The organism is Pseudoflavitalea rhizosphaerae (assembly GCF_003991355.1).
In the GTDB taxonomy this organism is placed as follows: domain Bacteria; phylum Bacteroidota; class Bacteroidia; order Chitinophagales; family Chitinophagaceae; genus Pseudobacter; species Pseudobacter rhizosphaerae.
On the sequence record NZ_RCSU01000001.1, the window covers coordinates 717,420 to 741,246 of the forward strand.

Sequence of the window (23,827 nt, forward strand, 5' to 3'; positions counted from 1 at the left end):
GCAACAGCAAGGGGTCGTGTGATCAGCCATCACGATACTACCTGACTGCTTAAGGCAGGTTGTTGAAGTCAACCAAAGGCTGCTGTCCTGTTGGTGAACGGGAAAAGCCCGTATTGTAATTCACGAAATCTGAAAAGAATCCGCAATTGCGTAAGAAGAATATTCCATTTTCCACTCCACCCGCATAATCTTTTCGCTGCTGGTTCTGCGCAGTAGCATCTGCCGTGAATTTTGTGTTCACTATTTCAGTCCAGTTGCCCCCCGCAGTTTTAACCCACTGGTTATTGTAAAATGCTTTCCTGCCCTGCCAGCCATATTCAGGATTGAAGTTTTCCAGGAAAGAATAGAGCCCTGTAAGATATGTACTGGTATTGGGTTGCTTCCAGGTTGCAATGAATTGCCAATTGCCAGTTTCCGGCGCAAAGAACCAGGAAGAAAAAACAGTACTACCTGCTCCATCGGGCTTACCCTGCGTAAGGAATTTGTAGGTTATGCCAGCCTGCCAGTTGAACAAGAGATATGTTTGTCCTCCTGTTCCTTCCCCGCCAAATGCATTATCCGCTACACCGGGACCTTTTCTTACCAGCGTTGTTTTACCAACAGCGGGATCCCAAACAGAGAACAGCACCCTTCTTTCATTGAGCGAATTCACCTGGATGCCAAAATAACCTCCATTGAAACCGTTGCTCATGAAATAAGAACCGATCTTATCTTCTCCCGAAGGCACCATCACTTCATTATAGAACCACTCGGTATTTGCAGGAGCAGTATATCCGAGATGAACGGAAGGACCGCGTCTCGACCAGTAAAAATTGGATTGGTCATTGGCAAAAAGAACATTGGCAGTAGTGGCAGAACCACTGATCACGATATCGGAAACCTCTGCAAAATAGTCGCCCGTTCTATTGATACCCTGCAGGTCCACCTTCACGTATCCGGCAGCTGAAACATTGATGGTGCCAGCCTGGTAAGTTCTAAATGTGCTTCCAGTAAGGTTATTCAATGTGAACGGCGTTCCATTCACAGTAACCTTTACAGAACTCGTTCCCGCAGGCACTTTGGCTTTAACAGCAACTTTCAGTTGTCCACTTTTCCCGATCCGGAAATATGTACTGGTAATGGTACCGGCGCTGGTCCAGTCAGTCAGACCATTCGCAGTGATCAACGTTTTGCCGCCTGCAGCCTGCTGCGTGAAATAAGCATTCCCTCCCAGGGGAATATTGATCGTAGCGGCGGCGGCTTCCCCGCCGGCAGGAGGTTGTTCCTCATTTTTGTTTTCCACTTGTTGTTTGCTGCAGGAGCTTAAGATCAAACAGGCATACAACGCCCTTTCCAGGAAAGGCCAGGATAATAGAAAAGCCATACGTTATCTGATTTTTTGAGGTCAATGATTATTTGGTTGTATATACATCGATCTCTCCCAGGAAAGTATGATTGGTTCCTGCCACCTGTGGCTCCAGCGCCGTGATCTTCAGGTAACGGTAACCATTAGCTGAAGAAACCGGGAATGGCTGCGCATCGTTGGTGATGGCAAACTGAAATTCTCCAAGACTTGAGAAATTCGTTCCATCCCCGCTTCCTTCGATCCTGAATTTCTTCATACCTACTTTATTGGGCGTGGCTGCCTGCCTGTTGGTAATGTCTACGGAAACGATGTGCAAACTGGACTTCATGTCTATCAATACCCAGTGTGGATAAGGCACTACCACAGAGTAATCGGTATGCCAGTAGGTAGCAATATTTCCATCGATAGTTGCAGAAGCCTTTCCTGTATTCTCCCAGCCATCGGGTGTTTCAGAATCGGCAGTGGCCGTCCATTCCGATTTATCAGCTTTTGCAGCAGTAGACTTATCGTTGAACAATACAGCTTCCGGTTTATTACAGGCTGTCATGGCGCAGAAGCAGGCCAGGACTATGCTATAGATTTTTGCTGATTTCATTGTCTGATCAGGGATTTTGAGTGAGGTTTGGATTTTTGTTGATCTCATTCCGGGGAATGAAGAAGATGACCCGGTTATCGGTGGGCTGTACTGTTTGATTCACATTACCGTTAACCACTTGTGAGCCGGGATAGTTCCTCACCAGCGGTTTATTATTCCTGAAAAGATCATAAGCCCGATGGCCTTCAAAAGCCAGTTCCAGCCAACGTTCGTCCAGTACTGCGTCCAGAATTGTCCTGCCGCTGGCGGCAACGCTTGCGAGGCTATGAAGGGCAGCTCCGGAAAGGCCTGCCCGGGTGCGCAACACATTCACATCATCCAGCGCCAGTTGTTCATTGCCCAGTTTGGCATTGGCCTCTGCGCGGATAAGGTACATTTCTGCGAGGCGCATGTAAACCGGAGAGCTAAGATTGACGATCCCTTCCTGCAGACTGTACTTGTTGATATAGTACATCGGCGTATTGGGCGTTAGTTTCGTATTGTATTGAAGTATGCCGTTTTGTTTATATGGCGAAATGAAACTGTTACGAAGGTCTTCCGGATACTTATTGAGGGAATCAACATATTTCAGGGAAGCGTAGATCTCTCCCCATCCGCTGTAGGCCTGGCTTTGCGCATTACCACTGGCATCTCCGCTGAAATACATGGAGCCAATGGAGGAGAAGCCACGGTCTTCCGTTTTTGTATGACGAATGCAAAAGATCGTTTCCTCGTTCCCTTCGGGAACGCCGCGAAAATAATTCGCATAGGCGCTACCGGTAAGCAGGTTATATCTTCCGGAGCTGATCACTTTATCAGCGTATTCGATCGCCTTGTCGTTTTCTTCTTTATACAGGTATACCCTGCTCAATAATGCATATGCAACTTCTTTTGAAGCGAAGGGATTGGGCTTGCCCTGGGATCCGCCACGCATCAGGTCTGCAGCTTTTAAGAGATCATCGATCACAAAATCATATACTTCTTTAACAGTACTGCGTGGCAGTGTAGCTTTTGCGGAATCAGACAAACCATCTTTCAGGACCGGAACACCGGGGTTGTTTCCATCGTTCTGCGGATATGGCCTTCCAAAGATCCTTACAAGATTGAAATGCATCATAGCCCTGATATAAAGGTTCTCTCCTTTCAATTGCCTGAGATCATCCGTTGCATCATCTTTTATCACTTCAATGATCCTGTTTGCCGCACCTGCGGCTTTGTAGGCCTGCCCCCAAAACAATTCGGGATGACTGGAAGTAACCAGATGTGTGTAACGATAGGCCCTGGTGAGATCATCTGAAGAGTTCTGCCCCTGCGCTATTTCATCGGTAGGGTACTCAGAAAGGAAATGCCCGCTGCGTACATAACCTTCATTCTTGAACAGTGCATAAGTGCCAACGGTAGCCGTTTCGATATCACCGGCATTGCTGAGTGCAGAATTCTCATCGATGGCAGTTGATGGTACAAATGTTTTACGGCAGGCGGCCAGAGAAAGGGTAGCAATCGCAATGATGAATACAGATGGTATATTGATAGATTTCATCGTTCAATTTTTATTCATTAGAATGAAATGTTCAGCCCCAAAAGGACCTTCTTGCTGATCGGGTATTTGATACTGCTCACCCCTTCTCCAAATACCACTTCAGGATCGGTTCCCGAGAAATTGGTGCCTGTCCAGAGATTGTCGCCACTGATGAAGATCCTTACACCAGACAATCTTGCCTTGCTGATCAGGGCAGCGGGAAGATCATAACCCAGGCGCACATTCCGCAGGCGCATATAGCTGCCATCTTCCAGGTACCTGGTGGAAGTGGCATTGGAAGCGTCACTGCGACCGTGTATCGGTTTTGGATGTGTAGCGATATCCCCGGGTTTTTCCCAACGGCTCCAGCCCGGCGCCAGCACCATCTGGTTATAACTTTCATACAAACCATCATTATCGAAATAGAAACGGCTGTCGTTGTACACATAGTTGCCGTACACGAAATTCATGAACACACTCAGGTAAATGCCTTTGTAAGAAAATGTATTGGTGAAGCCTCCAGTGAATTTTGGCGCGGAAGACTTACCGATGAACCGCCGCGTAGCTGCATTGTAACTATTGGTGTAGGTATTGTATTCTTTTCCATCTGCATCTTTCAATACTTTTTCCCATAGTGGATTGCCATTTTCCGGGTCAACACCAGCCCAAACAGGCATGAACCATTCATCCATATCATGCCCTACAGCAATGGGCTGACGAGCGGCAGGATTCACTTCTGTGCGGCCCTTGTTCACAGCCAGTACCCTGTTCTTATTGAAAGCCATATTAAAACCGGTCTCCCATTTGAACTCACCTGTCAGGTTCTTTGTTTCGAGGTTGAATTCGAGTCCGCGGTTCCTTACCGTACCTACATTCTCCCATACATAACTGTAACCAGTAGTTGCAGCCAGCGGTGTTTGGAATAACAGAGCTGCCGATTGTTTCTGGTACAGATCGAAACTCAGGTTGATCCTTTTGAACAACCCCAGGTCAACACCCAGGTTGGCGGTCTTAATCCTTTCCCAGGAGAGATCGGGATTACCCTTTTGGTCCGGATAGGCACCAGGCGCATTCGCATAACTGGCGGACTGTGAAATGGAATAAAGCCCCATCGCTGCATAATCCCCAAATTCAGCATTGCCTGTGGTTCCGTAACTGGCGCGGAGTTTCAGAAAATCCACTGCACGCAGGTTCATGAACTTTTCATTGGTAATGACCCAGGATGCACCCAACTGGAAGAAATTGGCGCTGGGGTTATTACTTCCGAAACGGGAAGAATAATCATTTACGATCGAGCCCACAAAGAAATACCTGTTATCGAAATTGTAATCGGCCTGCGCCAGCAGTTTGCTGAAGATATATTCGTTCACACCACCAGTGATATTCTTCTTTTCACCCGTAGCTGTTGTTAAGGCATCCCTGCCCGGAGGAAGGCCTGTAGCATAAGTGTTCACTACATCATAATAAGATTTTTCGATTTCTGAAACTGCGAGTACACTCAGATTGTGAAGGCCGAAATTATTATCATACCGGATCCTGTTTGAAGTCAGTAGCACATTTGTGTAGGTGAGTTCATTGTAAACAGCGCCGCCATCGGTGGCCCCTTCCTTGGAACGTTTGTCGTAGTACGCATCGCTCCTGTAATTGTAGAACCTGGCCCTGTTGTAGGATGCAAGACTGAAATGCCTTGAAAGTTTGTAATCAAGGTTAAGGTCGCCATTGATGTTCAGACTTCTGGCTTTGGAGAAATTGTATTGTAAGGAATGAAGGAAATTATCACGGTCCCTGCCGTACCAGTTCTCGAACCTGGCATCTATCGGTTGTCCGGCACTGTTATAGGCGGAATCAAAAGGCAGGTTGAGATAAGCATCGTATACCGTAGCATCCGGATTATAGGTATCCTGTGTGAAGATGCCGTTCATCAGGAAACTCACCTTGAAGCGGTCTGTCACTTTCTGTGTAAGGTTGGCGCGGAAATTATAGGCTTTCTTGCCATTATCGATCAGAGTTCCTTCTTCCTTGTAATAGTTTCCGGAGAGATAGTATTGTGTTTTTTCACTCCCGCCGGATACGGATAAATTATGGCTGTTCACCATGGCAGTTCTGAAGGCCTGATCCCACCAGTTGGTATTCGTTTTCAACACAGCCGGGTCCGGATTGTAAAAAGTTTGCTGATAGTCATAAAGCTGCTGCGTGTTCATCAGCTTGAAATTACCATTGGTGGCTTTGCTGTAGCCGATAGTTGAACTCAGCTCAATCCTTGTTTTCCCGGCCTTTCCCGATTTAGTAGTGATGATGATCACGCCATTGGCCGCCCTGGAGCCATAAAGTCCCGTGGCTGCAGCATCTTTCAAAATGGTAACTGATTCAATATCATTAGGATTAAAAGTACCGCCGATATTTCCATCAACTACATACAAAGGAGTGGTAGCGGCAGTGATGGTGCCTGCGCCACGGATCAGCACGTTCGACTCAGAAGTTGGGTCTCCGGATGCGGTAGACACTACAACCCCCGGTGCTTTCCCCTGTAGCAGACTGCTAAGCTCATTAGATGTTACATCACGCAGCTTACTGCCAGACACCACGGACACGGCACTGGACAACTGTGATGCTCTTTTGGAGGAATATCCCACAATCACCACTTCCTTTTCTTCCGTCACCTCTTTTTGCATCAGTACTGAGATCACCGGATCATTCCCGATCACAACAGTTATTTTTTTGTACCCGACGATAGAGAATTCCAGCTCATCGCCCTTCCTGGCATTGATGGTAAAGGCGCCATTGACATCTGTACTGGTACCCCTTCCGGTTGTCTTCACTATAACGGACACACCTTGCAATGGCGCCCCGGAAGCGTCTCTTACCATACCGCGAAATTCGGGAAGTGGATCCTGCTTTGAGATGATGAAGGATCCCGGCGCCATACCGGCCGCCCTGGGACTGATGATGACGTATTTTTCCGCCATCTTGAATTCCAGTGGACGGTCATGGAAGATAAGACCAAGAGCTTTCTCCAGTGGCATATCCTTCACGTCTATGCTCACCGGACCTGCTTTGCTGATCAGTTCTTTCCCATAAATGAACCTGACACCACTTTGTTTTTTGATGTTCAATAGTACTTTCTCAAGTGGTTTGTTCCTGACGGACAGTGTGACTAACTGGCCGAATGTTCCTGCGGACACCTGCAGACAGGTGATCAGCAGTATCGATGCAATCAATTTCATAACCCTTAATAATTTAAGAGCTCCACTTCGAAAGCTAACGAAGCGGCCATTTGCAGTTAAATGCATAGCTTTGCATTACGTTTTGGTGATAAAAAATGATACTCCTATTTCGTTTTCATTACCGGACCGGATCCGGATCTCTCCGGATGTAAACCGCCTCGTCTGATACACGGAGCGGTTTTTTTATGGATCGAAAACCTGTTGCCTTAGTTATTTTTCATTACAACTACCCTTTTCCCTTCCACCAGGAACTTTACCTGCCTGGTCATTTCCAATAATTCCAGGAATCGGGCCAATGGAAGGTCCCTCTCCATCTCCGCTACAAAAGTTTCCTGAATTTTATCTTTATATACAACTTCAATATTGTACCATCTTGCCAATTGCTGCATGATCTGCTCTACCGTACTACCGTTGAACTGGAACTTTCCATTTTTCCATGCCATCACCTCATCTACATCCACTGCTTCAATCAAACCCAGTTTTCCATCACTATCCAATTGTGATTGTTCTCCGGGCTTCAACTCCAGCGATGGGCCATCTTTCTTGCTAACCACTTTTACTTTCCCTTCCAGCAAAGTGGTTTGAATATCCTGCCTGTCATAAGTATTCACATTGAAGTGAGTGCCCAGCACATCTACCTGCTGTTGATCAGACACTACTTTGAAAGGGACCTTTTTCCCTTTTCCATCTTTTACAGCCGCTACTTCAAAATATACCTGACCGGTCACTTCCACTATCCTCTCTGCCTCTCCAAATGTGGCAGGAAAGCGAATGGACGACATTGCATCCAGCCATACCCTTGTACCATCAGCCAATTGCAGACGGAAAGTGCGTCCTTTTTCCGTTGCTATGGAATTGTATACTGTAGCAGCTGATTGTGTGCCCAGGTAGGTGATACTCCCTTCTTTCTTCACGGCCTGCATTCCCTGCAGGGAAAGCGCTCCATTGGCAACCGTATCAAGTATCCTGCTACTGCCATCGGCCAGGGTCAGGACTACCTGCTGACGCGCAGGAAAGATATCATTCCGGTACCTCGATTCTTCAGCAGCTATTCGTATTTCGCTCTTCTTTCCGGAGAAAAACATCCAGGCGCCACCACAAAGCACTAATAACAAAACTGCTGCCGCAGCCCACCAAACTTTACGAAAAGACCAGACCACTGCTGGTTTTGCATTTATTCTTCCCAGTATTTGTTCTTCCATTTCCTCCTGAACCTGCTCCTTCTCTCCTTCATTCCACTCCCACTCACCCGTTTCAACCAGCCGGACATACCATTGTTCTACCCATTGGGTTTCTTCGGGTGTGGATTGTCCGGACAGGTATTTTTCAAGGAGGGCTTTTGCCTTCTTTTCATCCATTGTTAGGCCGATTGATATTATATAATAGTCCGGCGGGAATGCCGGAGGGGGTAAAAAAAAATAAAATAATTTCTAAAAAAAGAGATGATACAGGATGGCAGACACGGCAGCTTTATTAAAACCCAGTGCTGCTTTGATCAACTGAAGGGCGTGCTGGATATGTTTCTTCACGGTTTCCGAAGATATACCAAGCTTTTCTGCTATTTCCTGGTGAGAAAGATGTTCATGACGACTCAGTTGGTACGCTGCTTTCATTTTGGGAGGCATTCTGGAAACTGCGTTCCTGATCGTTTGCTGAACCTGCTTCACATGCAATTGAATTTCTGCAGTAGGAGGAAAATTATCTTCTGCCACTTCAGTGAGCAAAGAAAGATAATCGCGGCGGGTAATGTTTTTTTCAATGTAGTGAATGGCCTTGTACCTTACGCTGGTCTGGAGATAGGCAGACAAACTGCCTTCGATCCGGAGTTCCTTCCTCCTTGTCCAAAGGGAAAGAAAAACATCCTGTACAACATCTTTGGCTTCCTGGCTGCTTCGCAGGGCTTTGGCGGCCGTCAGGAACAATCCCTCCCAGTACCTGCGATAGATCAGGGTGAATGCCTGCTGGTCATCACTGCAAATCATTGCCAGCAGTGCATCGTCTGTATGAGTTGTTGTAAAGGGCATGTTTTGGTAGAAATAAAAATAAGGAAAATACATTCACACAAAATGCGCAATCGTTTGTGTAGAATTCAGGGTTTCCGTTTTGCGTAAACAGTAATTCCCAATCCGGCTCGCTCCAATCCCTCCTGCCCTGCAACTTTGCCCGCATACAAAAACCAACCTTCACTCAATCACCATGAAAAAGATAACACTCAGCCTGGCCCTGGTGCTCATCGCGTTTGCAGCCTCTGCACACGCTCTCTGGATAGAAACCGAAGCCAAAGGCAACAAGAACAAAGCACATATAGTACGTATTTACCTCGGCGAATTCTCCGACAATGAGAGGGATTCCGTAGCCAACTGGTTCAGCAATATGAAGGACATCGAGCTCTTTGTTACCGGTCCGGCAGGCAATCGGCAGAAGATCACGCTGAGGGATGCCGGGGACCATTACCTTGGAGAATTCACGCCTTCAGCAGAAGGCAACTACACCCTTTCTGTTGCGCATACTGTTGCCGATGTATACAATGAAGGGAAAATAGAATATTATGCAACAGCTTCCGTGAGCGTGGGAAAAGCTTCCAATTCATCGCTGGCAAAATCCACTTTTCTATCTGTGGTCCCTGCCGCTGCCGGCAAGCTGGCATCACCACTGGATCTCCAGGTATTCATGGAAGGTCGGCCTGTTGCAAAGACCAAGGTAATGGTTGCATCACCCGATGGCTGGGAGAAAACCATGTACAGCAATGAAGAAGGGAAAGTGGCTTGCCACCCCGTGCAATCAGGCACACATATGCTGGAAGCCGTGAAGGTCCTTAAAACACCCGGCACACATAATGGAAAAACATACAAATCAGTTACGCACCTGGTAACACATTGTGTGCATGTGAGCGAATTGCCCTAATTTATAAAAATCCACAAAACACCTGATAGAAGAAGAAACCAGATTACTGCTGACTGCAATTACTGCAAACAAAATCACCCTAGAAAGGGAAGCATGATCAATAACATCTTACCGCAAAAACCGCAGCAGGCACATCTGCAGATGGATGTTCCATTTCCAGGACCAGTTTGCCGGTGGTTACGGGTTGATCCAGTTTGATGGTATTATGCGTTTGGTAATTGTTTATTTTTTCAATTATCAGATTTCCCTTTTCGTCTTTGATGCGATAATTCCTTACACAAAATGGCATTACTGTTTCAGGATGATGCATCAATACAGTTTCCATCGGATGATCATAATCCGAATCGAAAAAGAGATCGATACAACTGATGGATTGCGGCTCTGGCCAACTGATGGTCAATCGGGGAAGCGGATCATTCCAGTCGGCCACCCAGGCATTGGGCTGATATGTGGGTCTGTCGATACCATTTCGTATATTTTCCGCACTGAACAGGTTCAGGCCCGCTGGATATTTGAAAGCGATATTTTGCCCTTCGGGCCTGCGTTGCGGGCACCAAAACTCGAATGTGTCCATTCCGATATGTTCCGGAGGCGTTTGCTTTCCATAATTAGACACTGCTTTATTCACTGAATTGAAAACAGACAATACCCCTGTTACCCTTTTCCGGCTGTGGTGTAATTGAACCAGCGGATTTTTCATGATGGTGAGAAATGCGTATCCGGATTCTTTCATCTCCGCATCAAATGTGAGGTGCAAACAGTTTCGACCGGGATGAACAGACAATGTTTTCCTGCCGATAGTAATATCAGGCGTATGGTTTCCTGTTTTACTGCTTATGCGCAATTCAAATTCGAGACTGGTTTCCGTTTCAGCTTCTGCATGCACAATAAAGGTTTCGATCTTTCCCGATTGCAGGGGGATCATTTGCGCAAGTGAAAGGTTCAGTGGCTTCAGGAACCCGCTTTCCGGCAATTCTTTCAAATGCAGCTCACTGGATGCTTCGATCTTAGCGGATGATAATTTATCCGCTTCATCTTTCAAGATCATTCCGGGAATATACTGACCGGTTTTCAATAATCTTTTCTGCAACATATCTATATACCCTTGCCTGATGATGTCCGCAGGTTGTATATTTTTTTCCTTACACATGGCGGCGGCCATACCAACCGCCTGTGAGGCATAGGCCGCCGTGGCCATTACCCGTGTGGACCCGAAAGCAACATGCGAGGCGCTGATGCTGCGGCCTGCCAGGAAAAGATTCCTGATATTCCTGCTGTACAGGCAACGGTAAGGGATCTGGTAAATACCTTTTGCATGCCATTGATTGCAGCCGGGCTTTTCACTGAATACGCCATCGGCAGGATGCAGATCTATGCTCCATCCGCCAAAAGCAACAGCGTCTTGATGCACGCGTTGCTCTACAATGTCTTGCTGCACCAACATGTAATCTCCCTCAAATCTCCGGCTCTCCCTTTTACCGGGAATGGTGCCTACCCATTCGAGCGTCAGGTTTGCCGCTTCGGGAAACTCCCCTGAGTTCTTGATATAGTTCCAAACACCGTATATGACTTTCCAAAGTTCCCATTTGATCTGTTCGGTATCATGCACCGTATCTAACCTTCCACCATATTCGATCCACCATAATTTACAACCGAAGTCCTGTGCATTGAAAGTTTTGAATCTCGGGATTTTGGTGATGTCGTTCAGCGCAAATGCAGGCGGTATGAAGCTTACCGGCCTTCCTGTATCCTTGCTGTAAAAATATAGAGTATGCCCCAGCAGTTCTCCGTATTCTTTCGACGGCGCAAATTTTTCTCCAAATTCATCCATGCTTTCTGCCCCCATGCGGAAAGCTGCGCCTGACAGGAATCCCACTACCCCATCACCTGAGGCATCGCAAAACAAAGGGGCAGATAAATTATATTCTGTCTGGTTCTGGCTGCAAAAGGCTTTCAACGACTGAATGGTGTCAGCATCCTTTTTCTCAACCTCATACACGGCTGTATTCAGAAGCAGCGTGATATTGGGCTCACTCACCACTTTATCCAGCAGAACCATGTCCAGTATTACAGGATTTCCTTCGGGATTCCGATAAGTATTTTCAACAAGTATCTCGTCAATCACTCCGCCTTCTCGCGCCCACCGGTTATTATTGCCCATATGTGATGTAGCGCCCAGTACCCATAAGCGCACTTCGCTACTGCTGTTTCCTCCGAGTACGGGCCTGTCCTGCACCAGTACTACTTTTGATCCCTGCCTCGCAGCCGTGATGGCGCAGCATACACCAGATAAACCACCACCTGTCACAATCAGATCGGCCTTCAATTCCCGGTTCGCAAATGCGCGTTTAACGCCTGAACTGTTTTTATCTATTTTCATCTGAACAATTAAAATTTTTGATAGGTTACGGTTTGATTTTTCTTTAATCACCTGTCGCCCTGCAAAAGGTCCGCTTTACTGCCCCAGGGTCACTGTTTCACTTTTCTGTTCTTTGCCATCGGTTTGAACCAGGGAGAGATAAAAGGAAACAGGGTTCATTTCACCCACCGGTACGGTAAATTCAAAAGGATAAGCTTTATCCGTAAGGGTTTGCTGACGACCATCTGCAACGGAGTAGACCAGTGATGCGCTGCTGAATTTGTTATCATCATCCTGCAGGTATACATAAAGGCGGCGATCATACCTGCCCAGTTGCAGCAGCATGGCCTGCGCATTGCCGGCTTTCAGCTTCGCATGTCCGGCGGCGTTAGCCGGAGTATCGTGATCGAGGATCTTTTGCTGGAAAGATGAACAGATGGTTACGCCATCGATGGCTATAGCCGCCAATCCGTTTGCAGGAACGGTAATGAGAAAGCTGCTGTCGTTCACGGCAAGTTTCTGATTTCCTGTAAATGAATGGATCGTGGTTTTCCTGTTCAATTGCACACGGTTGGGATCGATCGTAACCCTGGCGGTAACGGATTTTGCAGACTGGTTGGAGAAAGCCAGCAATAACTTGTTCTCTTTTCTTGCAGCGATATAATTGAGCTCTGTGCCGGAAATAGTCAGTAAGCGGGAAGGCATCCAGAGTTGCACTTCTTTTTCTGTATAGAATTTCCCTTTTTGAGCGCCATACATTTTATTCTGCAGGTAAGCGTACCCTTCTATATAGGTGGCAGGGAAATTTATTTGTGTATTGCTTCGTACGAAAGCATCGGTTACCAGGTAATCCAGCAACATGCTGGCCATAGGCAGAATATGATTGTAGTGGAATGAATTTACACTTTGATCTTTGTGTGCATGCAGCGGAAAATCGAATTGTTCATAGGCTGTGGTCCTTTCCGTATTGATATGATAACCGGGAAAGTTTCTATAACGGCCAATGATAGCCGCTTTTGCCACCTGGGTGAGAAAGCTGTCCCGGGTAAAATATCCCAGGCGCAGCATCCAGGGCGCATAATTGGCCATAAAGATGCCACGATGCCCGGTAGCTGTACCGGAAGACTCAGGCGTGAGGCCCATTTCAGACAGCCGCCACGCGGGCGCCTGCTCTTCTGGATAATACATTTGCCTGTGCCCTTTGGAGCGCAGGTACCAGTACATGGGCGCTTTACCTCCTTTGTTGACTGTAACCAGACTATCCGGCACCGCCGGGACCATCCAGGTAAACATTGTATAATTACGCGCGCCTTCGCGGGCCGCGTTCAGATAGCGTTCATCATTGGTGAGCTCATATAATTGCAGGAACTCGATCCACCTGCCTGTAAAAGTGGGCCAGAAAAAATAGCTTGACTGCATAGGATCATTGAAACCAGTCTGTGGCTGATAGATCCTTTGCTCCAGGTATTTGTTGGCTCCTTCAACAGAGGCTTGCAAATATCTTTTATCACCCGTGGCTTTGTAAAGCCACATTTCATTGATCCAGTTCTTACCGGTCTCTTTATTGTCGAGATTACGCACACGTGCTGTATTGTATTCCTTTTTTGCCAGTTCCAGGTAGAAAGGGTCCTTCTTCCCGAATACATCATAAAGCGCCAGCAATTCAGAGAGTGGTGCGATAGGCCCTTTCAGTTTCCGTGATGGACTTTGTATCTTTTGCGTGCTGTCAAGCGCAAACAGGAACTTTTCCCGCGAGAGCATGAATTCCATCAAAGGATAAGCCCTTTTCTCGAACATCACAGAATCATCCATCACCAGGGCGAGTTCCAGTGGATGGAGGCTCGACACATTCTTTACGGCTCCCGGCACATCGGTTGAATATGCGAACCCCTTCAGACTGTCTATGAACCATGCATAATGCGATAAAGAATAATCCACGATATTGTCAAGCGCCGTATTCAGAGACGCAATATCATTCCTTCGAAAATCCCTGAAACCAAAAATTTCTTTTGCCAACTGGCTAAAGGCCTGGTTGATGGGTTTTGGCGTCACCACCAGGAAACAGGAAAAATCGAATGATTGCCCTGCTTCCATTTTTGATAAATACCCGCCGGGAATCGGTGCATAGATCTGTGGCTGCAATTTTTTTTGTTCATTCACCAGCGCCACACCAAAGCGGCTATTGGTCAATGTGGGCAAGGGTTGGAAAGGGACCTCTTTTGAAGTGGCCACTACGCCAACCGTATTTGTTCCATCATACACGAATGTGGTGGGGAGGGTAGCCATGAATGCCGGCGTGCAATAAGCGGCATCGGGTACTCGTTTTTCCTGCCAGATCAGTGGCTGCCAGATCCCTTTTGCCTGCTCTTCAGTTACCGATGGTGCACCGGTGTAACCAACACTGTAATAACCCGCTTGCAAGGGTTTAATGGAAAAATGTAAAGACGGGTACGGACCAGTTTTTAGAAGATAAGCGGTTAACAAGAATTTACCGGATGATGGAAAACTGAAATGGACAGTATCCTTTCCATTGCGGGCGCTTGTGGCTTTCACAATTGTTTTTTCGCCTGCATTGAAGATATTGGCCGTTCTCCATTCTGCTTTCGTCCGGAGAATACGGTCATCAAAACCATCGCCAGCCATGGCTGCGCCAATTTTCTTTTGTTTAAAATCATTCCGGCTGCTGTCTGTTACTTTCCAGGTGAGCACATTGTATTCCACTTTTTTCAAACCTGCAGGCTTCAGCGCCATGCCAGGATCAGTGGCATTGTACAGCACGGTGAATGTTGGCGCAAAGCCGTAGGTCCGTTTTCCGCTTCTGATGATCATTTCAGTGTAGCCTGCGGGAACCACCACTTGCGAGAGCAAAGCTGAAACTGGCATACAAGCTGTCAGCAGAAGCAAATAATATTTGAACTGGGCAGATCTCATAGGTTTTGATCAGTCTTTATTTGGATCACCAGTCCACCATTGGCCGGGATCGTAAACAATGTATTTATTCCGGATTTCAATTTTTTCACTTCTTTGATGAAACCGGCGTCCCCGGCTGCATCCCTGATCACCGTAGCCTGCAGGTTTTGCTTGCTGCGGATAAAGGAAAGATCAAGATTGAAGGACCTGTTGGTTGCTGTTCCATTGATCACTGCCACATACCAGGTTTTTCCTTTCCGTCGCGCAAATGCCGCCAGCTTACCGATCTCACTCCCATTCAATACAAGCGTTTCATTCCAGGTAACAGGCAATGATCGCAGTAGCGGAAGAATGGGTTTGTAAACCGGATCACTCAGCAACGTAATCGGGTTCTCAGCAATGCATTGAAAAGGTGAATTGAAAAGATAGAGCAGGGCCAGTTGATGCGTGTAAGTGGTATTGGCCTTGTTGCTGAAGAAAGCAGGCGTATAATCGCTATGTCCCAGGAGCAAACGTGTGAAAGGCAATGCTGCATTGTGCCAGGAAGGGATCGGTTCGTTCATGATATTCAATTCCATGCCACGGATACCTTCGCGTGTCATTTCATTGGGAAAGGAAACGCTTTCGCCGGTGGGCGCCTGGCAGCCGTGAAAATTCACCATCAGTTTTCTTTCGGCAGCAGCCTTCAGCAAACCGATCTCGAATTCGATGAATCTTTTCTCTTCACTGTTCATGAAATCAGTTTTCAGCCCTACCACACCACAGGCGCGGATGCTATCCAGGAAGCGGTTGCGTTGAACAGTATCCAGAATATCTTTTGAATGTTTCCATACCCAAATGCCAATTTTCTTTTTGGCGGCATAATCACAGAGTTCCGTCAGTTGTTGCCATTTGCCGGGCCATCTTGTTTCCCAGCCTTCATCAATCAAGGAGAACTGGAAGTTCAGTTCGGCAGCGGCATCGATGAATTTCATTTCTTCCACCGGCTCCAAATAATTCTCCTCTTTGCGCGTGATCCAGCTCCAGACGGCGATGCCTGGTCTTATCCATGACTGGTCCCTGAAAATTTGCTTGTCCGGCAGTGGATTCAGGTTTTCTATTATTTTATTTTTCACCAGTTCATCCAGTGAATTAGCGAACAGGACCACACGCCAGGGCGTTTGCAATTTCCCGTTCACAGCAAAGCCTGCGGCCCCCTCCGTAAAGTTGACCTGCACTGCATTCCCACCGGTCGCCTTCAATCTCATACCGCTATAGCCATAGAGCGCCGCTTCGGTGATCACCATGAATTTTTTCCCCGGAAGTTCAACTACCAGCGGCTTTCCCTGAATGGGTCCTTGTGAAGAAACGGATGGCAATTTAGCAGGCGTGGTACTCATCCACAAACCAGCATAGGATTTCAGTTTCCAGTTGTTGTTCCGTTCAAAATACCAGACGCGGGCATTGGCTGGCAAGGTAAAACTGGTGAGCTCTTCATGCAACGATGCATGTGAGTTGCCTGCCGGTTGATAGCGGAAAGCGCAGCCATTATCGAATAACCGGAAAGCAATCGTATCCGTTGCATCATTTTGCTGAACGGCAACCGTATACTCGATACAGTGATTCAGCGACACTGTACTGTTGAGGCGGGATGGACGCTGTTCGCGGATCGTATGCTGACGGAGCAAACGTAATTGCTGAACATCCGTTCCCGGCGTACGGTCATCCAACCTTAGTCCTAATACTGCGGGCTCGATCAGGGTCTGAGCACCGGCGGCAATGCGGTAGAACAGTTTTCCATTTTCGGTATACAAAACTGCGTTGATCTTTTTATTGGGACTAGCCAGTGTAAGCGCCGGGCCGGAAGCCCAAAGCAATCCGCCCAGCAGCATAAATAACAACGTAAACCCCAATTTGAGTGTGATCCAACCGGTCTGCCGCCAGGCATGGTGAGGATTGGGACCAGAAGGACCAACAATTGAGTTGCGCTGTAAAGCGGCGGCTCGCGCCATGGGCAGCAGCCCGTAAAGTGATGAATATATTCTTCGGTTGATCATCAGGGAGTAATGGTAATGGTAAGTTCTTTCAATATCCTGTCCGGTTCATTCTGATAGGAAGAATTGGTAGCCTCAAACACCACTTTGTAGGTGCCTGGTTTATTGAAAATATCATTTGCCGGCGAATATCGTGTAAGGTTGGTAGTGATATTCTTGATGGGGATGCCTTTGTCTGGTGAAATGGTGTTGGGATTGAAACTCTTTGTGAGTATCCAATCATCATCCGCATTATTAGGAGTAGCCTGCGTCAATACCTGGGTACTCATCACCAGCCAGTTGGAGGCAGGGTTTTCAAAGCTCACGGATTTCCATCCTGCCGTACCTACATTGGCCTGTGGCGTTACAACCCCTTCAGCATCTTCCATATCCATGAAAAAGCTACGGATCACCCAACGATTGGGGTTTGGATTAGACATAGCTGGTACTACATAACGGAAAGCAATAGTGGCAGCCCTGTTATCAGTTGTAAACTCAGACAGGTCAACCGTTCCCGAAGGGACCTGGTCAGCACCCTGGGAAAGCGTGAACCTGCTGGTGATATCCGTCCAGTCAGCGGCCTGTACATTCGCGGCATCATAAGTACCGTTAAAATTACCAGACACCAGCACTGTCATATTATTGAGTACGCCATATTGCTGGAAGGAATTGAACCGCATCAGCAGCTTATTGCCCGTAGTGAAAGTCCTGTTCCTGTATTCGTATACGCGGCCTGGTGTTCCGGGCCAGAAAACGATGTTTTGCGGATTACCTTTAAAATTGAAAATAATGGAATCGCCCAGTTTATAAGTAGCAGCGCTGGCAGACACTTCAAATAATGGAGCATCCACTTCATCTCGTTTGGTGCAGGAAGCCACCAGGAGACCGATGATACTATATACAATGAATTTGTTCATGACCTTGATGTTGGATGTTTGATGAATGTTACCAACCGGGATTTTGTGCAACGTAAGGATTCACTGCAATCTCGGTATTCGGGATGGGGAACAGTACGCTCCTGGAAGTGACCCTGCTGGCCTGTTTGATGGCGGCATCGGAAAGGCTTGCGGGCATATTGGTCTGGTATTCGGTTACCTGTTGCTGCATGGTGGTAACGTAGATGCCCCAGCGAATAAGATCGTGTTTGCGTATTCCTTCATAACTCAGTTCCCGGAAACGTTCAGCCCTAACGGCTTCCCTGAAATCCGCCTGCGCCATTGCAGGCAGATCCACTGCAGGATCAGCAAGGTCTGCAGGTTTTCCAAAACCTCTTCTGCGCACTTTGTTCACAAATTCCAGTCCCCCGGCAGAAGGACCTGTTGCTTCATTTTCCGCTTCTGCATACATCAGCAGCACATCGGCATAACGGATCATGGGGAAATTGATGGGTGTGAAGTCCTGGTTCCTGGGCCTCACCACTTCGTACTCCCTTCTGTATTTACCAACGCTTCTTTCATAGATCTGCTCTGCCGTAAAGTTTGTTCTCGCCACCTTTACCGGGAGTGTGGTGCCCACGCGCACAAAACGGTAAGGCGCCACGGTCCAGTCTCTCCGCAGGTCTCCATCCTCATAGGCATTGTACACTTTTGCCGTGATATGTACGTGATCATAGGCAAAACCGGTATCCACACTCGGGCAGTAAACGCCCATCCAGGAACCTACGTAACCACCTTCGCGCACCACACCCTGGTTATTGCCGGCAAACTCCAGTTCCCAGATATTTTCTTTGATATCATACTCATCCTTCGCCAGTTTTATGAAAATATCGCTGAAGCTGGGATTAAGTGCGTGCTTTCCGGAAGTGATCACTTTATTCGCATACACTTTCGCGTCAGCATATTTAGCAACGTCGTTCAGCGGTTCGCCGGCCATCGTGAGGTAGATCCTCGCCAACATGGCCTGTACGGCAGATTTACTGATACGGCCACCGTATCCGTAGAAATCGATCTCCTTCGTAAGCCCTTCGGCTTCCTTCATATCCTTTATAATTTGCGCATATACTTCAGCGATAGGTGTCCGGGGCAGATTGGGTTCCAGCGGGGATTTGGTGGAACTGAGCTTTAATGGAACAGCGCCAAAATTATCTACCAGCACAAAATAATAGAACCCGCGCAGGAACAATGCCTGCCCTTTTACTTCGTTCTTGCTGGAATCAGACACTTCTGCGCCGTCTACATGGTCCAGTAACATATTGGCCCTTTCAATGCCAGCGTACAATGATTCCCAGCAGCGGTTCAACTCCAGCATACTGGCATCGAGCGTATTGGACATATAGCCTGTTGGCTGGCTCTTTACATAGAATTCATCGCTGAAGTTCAGGAATCCCCAAAGACCGCAGCCGTAAGTACGGCGGTCGCCCAAACGGTCATATACAGCCGAAAGGGCCCTGTCAAGATCTGTTTGTGTTTTATAATAAGTTTCGGGAGTAATGGAATCAACAGGTTTGGTGTCCAGGAATTTGTTGCAGGAACCAAACAGGATGATCACTGTGAGAACTATAAGCAGAAGAGGGCCTGCCAATCTTACCTGCCTGGCAATTTTTACCGGCTGGTTGCACCAGGTTGATGATGCTGTATTCGCTATCATAGTCAAAGCAATTTATTCGTTAGAAAGTTACATTCAGACCCAGGGTCATTGTTCTGGCCTTTGGATAGGCAGACCAGTCGAAGCCTGGTGTCAACGGTGAATTCCTTACAGACACTTCAGGATCCACGCCGGTATAATTCGTCCAGGTAACAAGGTTCTGTGCTGCAGCGTACACGCGGATGGATTTGAATTTGATCTTTCTCATCCATGCGTCTGGCAATGTATATCCCAGCGATACTGTTTTCAAACGAAGGAAAGAGCCGTCTTCGATCACGCGGGTGGAGTAAACGTTCGGGCTGGTTACACCGGCTACGGGCAGCGTGGCATCAGTATTATCGGGCCTCCATCTGTCTTCCCACGACTTGAACATGTTGAGAAACTGCCTGCCTTCCATGCCTTCGAATACGAGCCGGTTGGCATTGAGGATATCGTTTCCATATACCCACTGGAAGAACACGCTCAGGTCAAAACCTTTATAGCGGAAATTATTGGTAAAGCCTCCTATATGAACTGGCATCGGATTGCCGATGATGGTCTGGTCATTCGCATCCACCACGCCATCGCCATTGATGTCTTTGTATTTTACAAAACCGGGTTTGATCAATGTTGGGTCCTGCCCGTTGTTCACTACTCCGGGTTTCAGGATATAAGAGCCGTTGGGCAACTTGTCGAAGTCTTCCACCTGGTACAAACCATCATTGATATATCCGAGGAAAATGGCAACAGGCATGCCCGGTTTGGCGAGGTAAGGAAGCGATTGATTGAAGTTATCGTTCCATCCCTGAACACGGGTAGTGATGCTTGGCTGATCATAATTCAGTTCCAGGATCTTGTTTCGGTTGAAAGCGATATTGAAATTGGAGGTCCAGCCGAAGTCTTTATTGTCAACATTCACGGTATTCAGCGTGAATTCAAAACCCTTATTTGAAATCTTCCCGATATTCTTATAGCCGTTCAGGTAACCGGTAGAAGCTGCGAGATTGGCCAGCAGCAGCAGGTTGCTGGTTTTCTTGTTGTAGTAATCCACGGTAAGCTGGATACGATTCTTGAAGAAGCCGAGGTCCAGACCGATATCCGTTTGCGCTGTGCGTTCCCATTTAAGGTCTTTATTACCCACTTCAACAGGCGCAGAGCCGGGAATATGCGCATTGTTGAAATAATATCCCGGACTGGTGTTGCCGCTGCCATTGGTAAAACCTGTTTGACGAAGTACAGACAGGTATGCAAAATCCGACACACGGTTATTGCCTGTAACGCCATAGCTCATACGAAGTTTGGCTTCAGATATAAAAGGCAAGCTGCTCATGAATTTTTCCTGATGGATACGCCAGGCCACGGAGCCGGAAGGGAAATAACCCCAACGGTTACCGCTGGCAAACTTGGAAGATCCGTCTGCTCTGAAAGAAGCGGTAAAGAGATATTTCGACTTCAATGTATAATTGACCCTGCCGAGGAAAGAAGCCAGCGCTGCATCCGATTCGGAGGATTCACTCAGGATGGGTGTTCCTTCATCCAGCCCGCTGATGCCCAGTCCTTCATTCGGCACCTGGTTGGCTGTAAAGCCATCAGATTCTCTTCGTGTTTTCTGCAGCGTGAATCCCCCCAATACATTCAGGATATGGTCCTTATTGAACCGCTTGTTCCAGGTAAGCGTATTTTCATTCAGCCAGCTGGAGTATACAATATTCGTAACCGAACCATTGATACCATTGGTTTGACCATAAACCGTGCGCGGGTTGCCGGCTGCGGTATTGGAGTTGTTGAAGACCTCCCTGCGATAGGCATTCCTTGTAATACCACCGGATATGCGAAGTTTAAGTCCCCTGGCCAGGTCGTAATTCAGGTAAGCGTTTGCCAGCAGCACATTGGTGAATGCCACATTGTGTGCATTTTTTGCAGATATGAAAGGATTCACACGAAGGTCGGAATTGGTGGAAATATCGGAATCGAAAGCATTTTCAACAAAACTCAGATCGTTCAGGGAATCCCCTGTAACAGGCCGGTAGCCCCAGGCGCTGAAGAAGAGATAGGACGAAGCATTGATGCCATTCTCTCCACCACTGGTAGCGATCTGACCAGTGGTTTTGAGCGATGTATAGTTTGCATTCATACCAATCTTCAGCCGGTCGTTCACAGCCTGGTCCAATACCATTCTGCCCTGGTAACGCCTGAAGCTACTGTTGATGATGATGCCATCCTGGTTGAGAATATTGCCAGACAAAGCATATCTCGTTTTATCATTCCCTCCGGAGAGTGAGATACTGTGACTTTGCATGGGCGCAGTACGGAAGATATAATCCTGCCAATCCACGCCTTCCATATTTCTGTAAGACTCCAGTGTTTTACCATCTTTCAGGTACAGGGGTGTAAAAGCGGAAGGATTGAGCTCCAGTTGGTATTTCACAAACTCGTAAGGGCTCATCACTTCCTGTCTCCTGATCTCTTTCTGCACGCCAACCCAGGCATTGTAAGTGAGTACAGGGATACCTGCCTTTCCTTTCCTGGTGGTGATCATCACTACTCCATTAGCGCCGCGCGCACCATAGATGGCCGTAGCGGATGCATCTTTCAATATTTCAATAGACTCGATATCATCAGGATTGAAAGTATTGTTGTTGGGAGTTTCAACAGGGAACCCGTCCACCACATAGAGCGGAGCGTTACTCTGTGTAATGGAGTTGCCCCCACGGATGGTTACCAGGTTGGCGGAGCCCGGCTGCCCATCCACCGCACTCACCTGTACACCTGCTACGCGGCCTGCAAGGGCATCCTCAAAAGATGGTACCGGAGCTTTTTTTACATCTTCCACTTTCACCTGCCCTACCGATCCGGTAAGATCTTTTTTCTTCACCGTACCATAGCCGATCACAATCACATCGTCAAGATCTGTGAGGGTAGCCGTGAGTTTCACATTGTACACCGTACCAGTTGCCCTCAATGGTATTTCCTTACTGGAGTAACCCACCATGGAAAAACTCAGCACGGCTCCTTTCACACCTGGAACAGTAATGCTGTACAATCCTTTTTCATTGGTGGCAACTGTTAGGTCCTTCCCTTTGAGCTGAACCGTAACTCCCTCCAGGGGCTCGTTCCCGGCATCGGTGACCTTACCGGTAATGGTTTTTGAAGTTGAAGTGGCGGGTGCATTCTGGGCATGAAGGCCTGAGAATGCAAATGCTAACATTAAGGTAGCAAGATAAATTGCAGTTAGTTGTTTTTTCATATGCAGCGTCGTTCGTAAACAAATATGCTGAATACCCTTATCTGCACAAAGAATATTGGCCTGTTTATAAATTGGGAATGTTCCCAGAAAGCGGGAATGTTCCCAATACAAATCAATTCCCTTAATTTGTAGTTCAATTCCACTTTCATGAAGCGCCACCAGGTAACGATTGTAGACATTGCCAAAAAACTCAACCTGTCGAAATCCACTGTATCACGCGTGTTGACGGGCCATCCAAGCGTCAGCGACAAAACCAGGCAGGCCGTGCTGGAACTTGCAGAGCAACTGGATTACCAGCGGAACATGCTTTCCATCAGCCTGCTCAACAGGAAGAGCAATACCATCGGGATCATTGTTCCGGAATTCATCAGTTCATATTTTCCACAAGTGATCATGGGCGCCCAGGAAGTGGCGGCTGCAGCGGGATATACCACCATCATCTGTCATTCAAACGAAACCTATGAAACGGAAGTGGCCAATACGAAACTGATGCTGGCCAACCAGGTGGATGGCGTACTGGTATCGCTTACGAAAGAAACACGCAATTTCGATCACCTGAAAATATTCGAGCGGAAAGGGATCCCCATCGTATTCTTCAACAGGGTTTGTGAAGACATGGATGTACCGAAAGTGATGGTGGATGATTATGAAGGCGCTTTCAGGGCAGTAGAGCACCTCATCAAAAGAAAGAAAAAAAGGATCGCGCATCTGGCCGGACCTGACTCTCTGCCCATCAGTGTAAAGCGATTGAAAGGCTATAAGGCTGCGTTGAAGAAGTACAATATCCCCATCGATGAAGAGCTGATCATTCCTTATGATCTCAGTATCGGGAAAGTGAAGATCTATGTGAACCATCTGCTGCGGCTGGCGAATCCGCCGGATGCTATCTTCTGTATCAATGACCCCACGGCCATCGCAGCCCTGCAGATCGTAAAAAAGAAAGGGTTGGATGTGCCTAATGATATTGCCATTGTTGGCTTCAGTAATGATTTCGCTTCGGACCTCATCGATCCCCCTCTCACTACTGTTTCACAGCCGGTAAGAGAAATTGGCAGTACTGCCGCTCAATTACTGATTGATCAGATCAACCGTGATGTATCGGAATGGAAATCGATCATCAAAGTGTTGAAGACGGAGCTGATTGTCAGGAAATCCAGCTGAGTACTGCCAA

At 47.5% G+C, this 23,827-nt stretch carries 14 protein-coding genes; 2 read left to right on the top strand and 12 right to left on the bottom strand.

Annotated features, from left to right (window positions below):
- Positions 1-49 precede the first annotated feature (49 nt).
- The 6 genes from D9Y29_RS02595 to D9Y29_RS02620 all read right to left on the bottom strand — a co-directional run bounded on the left by D9Y29_RS02595 (position 50) and on the right by D9Y29_RS02620 (position 8,686).
- Positions 50-1,363, bottom strand: coding sequence for a DUF3472 domain-containing protein (locus D9Y29_RS02595; RefSeq protein WP_127124869.1), 1,314 nt, complete (start codon positions 1,361-1,363; stop codon positions 50-52).
- Between the two features lie 28 nt (positions 1,364-1,391).
- Positions 1,392-1,940 carry a discoidin domain-containing protein gene (locus D9Y29_RS02600; protein WP_164735213.1) on the bottom strand — a complete coding sequence of 183 codons (549 nt, stop codon included), beginning with the start codon at positions 1,938-1,940 and terminating at the stop codon, positions 1,392-1,394.
- A 7-nt stretch (positions 1,941-1,947) separates the two neighbouring features.
- Entirely contained in the window at positions 1,948-3,459 is a 1,512-nt protein-coding gene (locus D9Y29_RS02605; RefSeq protein WP_127124871.1) for a RagB/SusD family nutrient uptake outer membrane protein, read from the bottom strand.
- Between the two features lie 17 nt (positions 3,460-3,476).
- Complete coding sequence (locus tag D9Y29_RS02610; RefSeq protein WP_164735214.1) at positions 3,477-6,662, bottom strand: SusC/RagA family TonB-linked outer membrane protein; 3,186 nt, start codon at positions 6,660-6,662, stop codon at positions 3,477-3,479.
- A gap of 206 nt (positions 6,663-6,868) precedes the next feature.
- On the bottom strand, positions 6,869-8,020 hold the full coding sequence (locus D9Y29_RS02615) for a FecR family protein (RefSeq protein WP_127124873.1): 1,152 nt from the start codon (positions 8,018-8,020) through the stop codon (positions 6,869-6,871).
- Positions 8,021-8,092: 72 nt separating this feature from the next.
- A complete protein-coding gene (locus tag D9Y29_RS02620; protein WP_164735215.1) occupies positions 8,093-8,686 on the bottom strand; it encodes an RNA polymerase sigma factor in 594 nt (197 codons plus the stop codon).
- A 172-nt stretch (positions 8,687-8,858) separates the two neighbouring features.
- Between D9Y29_RS02620 and D9Y29_RS02625 the strand changes: the two genes are divergently transcribed.
- Complete coding sequence (locus tag D9Y29_RS02625; RefSeq protein ID WP_127124875.1) at positions 8,859-9,566, top strand: DUF4198 domain-containing protein; 708 nt, start codon at positions 8,859-8,861, stop codon at positions 9,564-9,566.
- Between the two features lie 97 nt (positions 9,567-9,663).
- Here D9Y29_RS02625 and D9Y29_RS02630 read toward each other — a convergent pair whose 3' ends face one another.
- From D9Y29_RS02630 to D9Y29_RS02655, 6 genes are all read right to left on the bottom strand, one after another.
- Positions 9,664-11,946, bottom strand: coding sequence for an FAD-dependent oxidoreductase (locus tag D9Y29_RS02630; protein WP_127124876.1), 2,283 nt, complete (start codon positions 11,944-11,946; stop codon positions 9,664-9,666).
- Between the two features lie 75 nt (positions 11,947-12,021).
- Positions 12,022-14,856 carry a glycoside hydrolase family protein gene (locus D9Y29_RS02635; RefSeq protein ID WP_127124877.1) on the bottom strand — a complete coding sequence of 945 codons (2,835 nt, stop codon included), beginning with the start codon at positions 14,854-14,856 and terminating at the stop codon, positions 12,022-12,024.
- Positions 14,853-16,871, bottom strand: coding sequence for a glycoside hydrolase family 97 protein (locus tag D9Y29_RS02640; RefSeq protein ID WP_127124878.1), 2,019 nt, complete (start codon positions 16,869-16,871; stop codon positions 14,853-14,855). The genes D9Y29_RS02635 and D9Y29_RS02640 overlap by 4 nt, the downstream gene beginning before the upstream one ends.
- On the bottom strand, positions 16,871-17,764 hold the full coding sequence (locus tag D9Y29_RS02645) for a DUF5017 domain-containing protein (protein ID WP_127124879.1): 894 nt from the start codon (positions 17,762-17,764) through the stop codon (positions 16,871-16,873). Before D9Y29_RS02645 ends, D9Y29_RS02640 begins: the two co-directional genes overlap by 1 nt.
- Before the next feature lie 28 nt (positions 17,765-17,792).
- The gene (locus D9Y29_RS02650) at positions 17,793-19,433 is read right to left on the bottom strand and encodes a RagB/SusD family nutrient uptake outer membrane protein (protein WP_127124880.1); all 1,641 of its coding nucleotides are present in this window, start codon (positions 19,431-19,433) and stop codon (positions 17,793-17,795) included.
- Between the two features lie 19 nt (positions 19,434-19,452).
- Complete coding sequence (locus D9Y29_RS02655; protein WP_127124881.1) at positions 19,453-22,617, bottom strand: SusC/RagA family TonB-linked outer membrane protein; 3,165 nt, start codon at positions 22,615-22,617, stop codon at positions 19,453-19,455.
- 186 nt (positions 22,618-22,803) lie between these two features.
- Between D9Y29_RS02655 and D9Y29_RS02660 the strand changes: the two genes are divergently transcribed.
- Positions 22,804-23,817 (top strand): LacI family DNA-binding transcriptional regulator, encoded by a 1,014-nt coding sequence (locus D9Y29_RS02660; protein ID WP_127124882.1) that lies wholly within the window; start codon positions 22,804-22,806, stop codon positions 23,815-23,817.
- Positions 23,818-23,827: the final 10 nt, after the last annotated feature.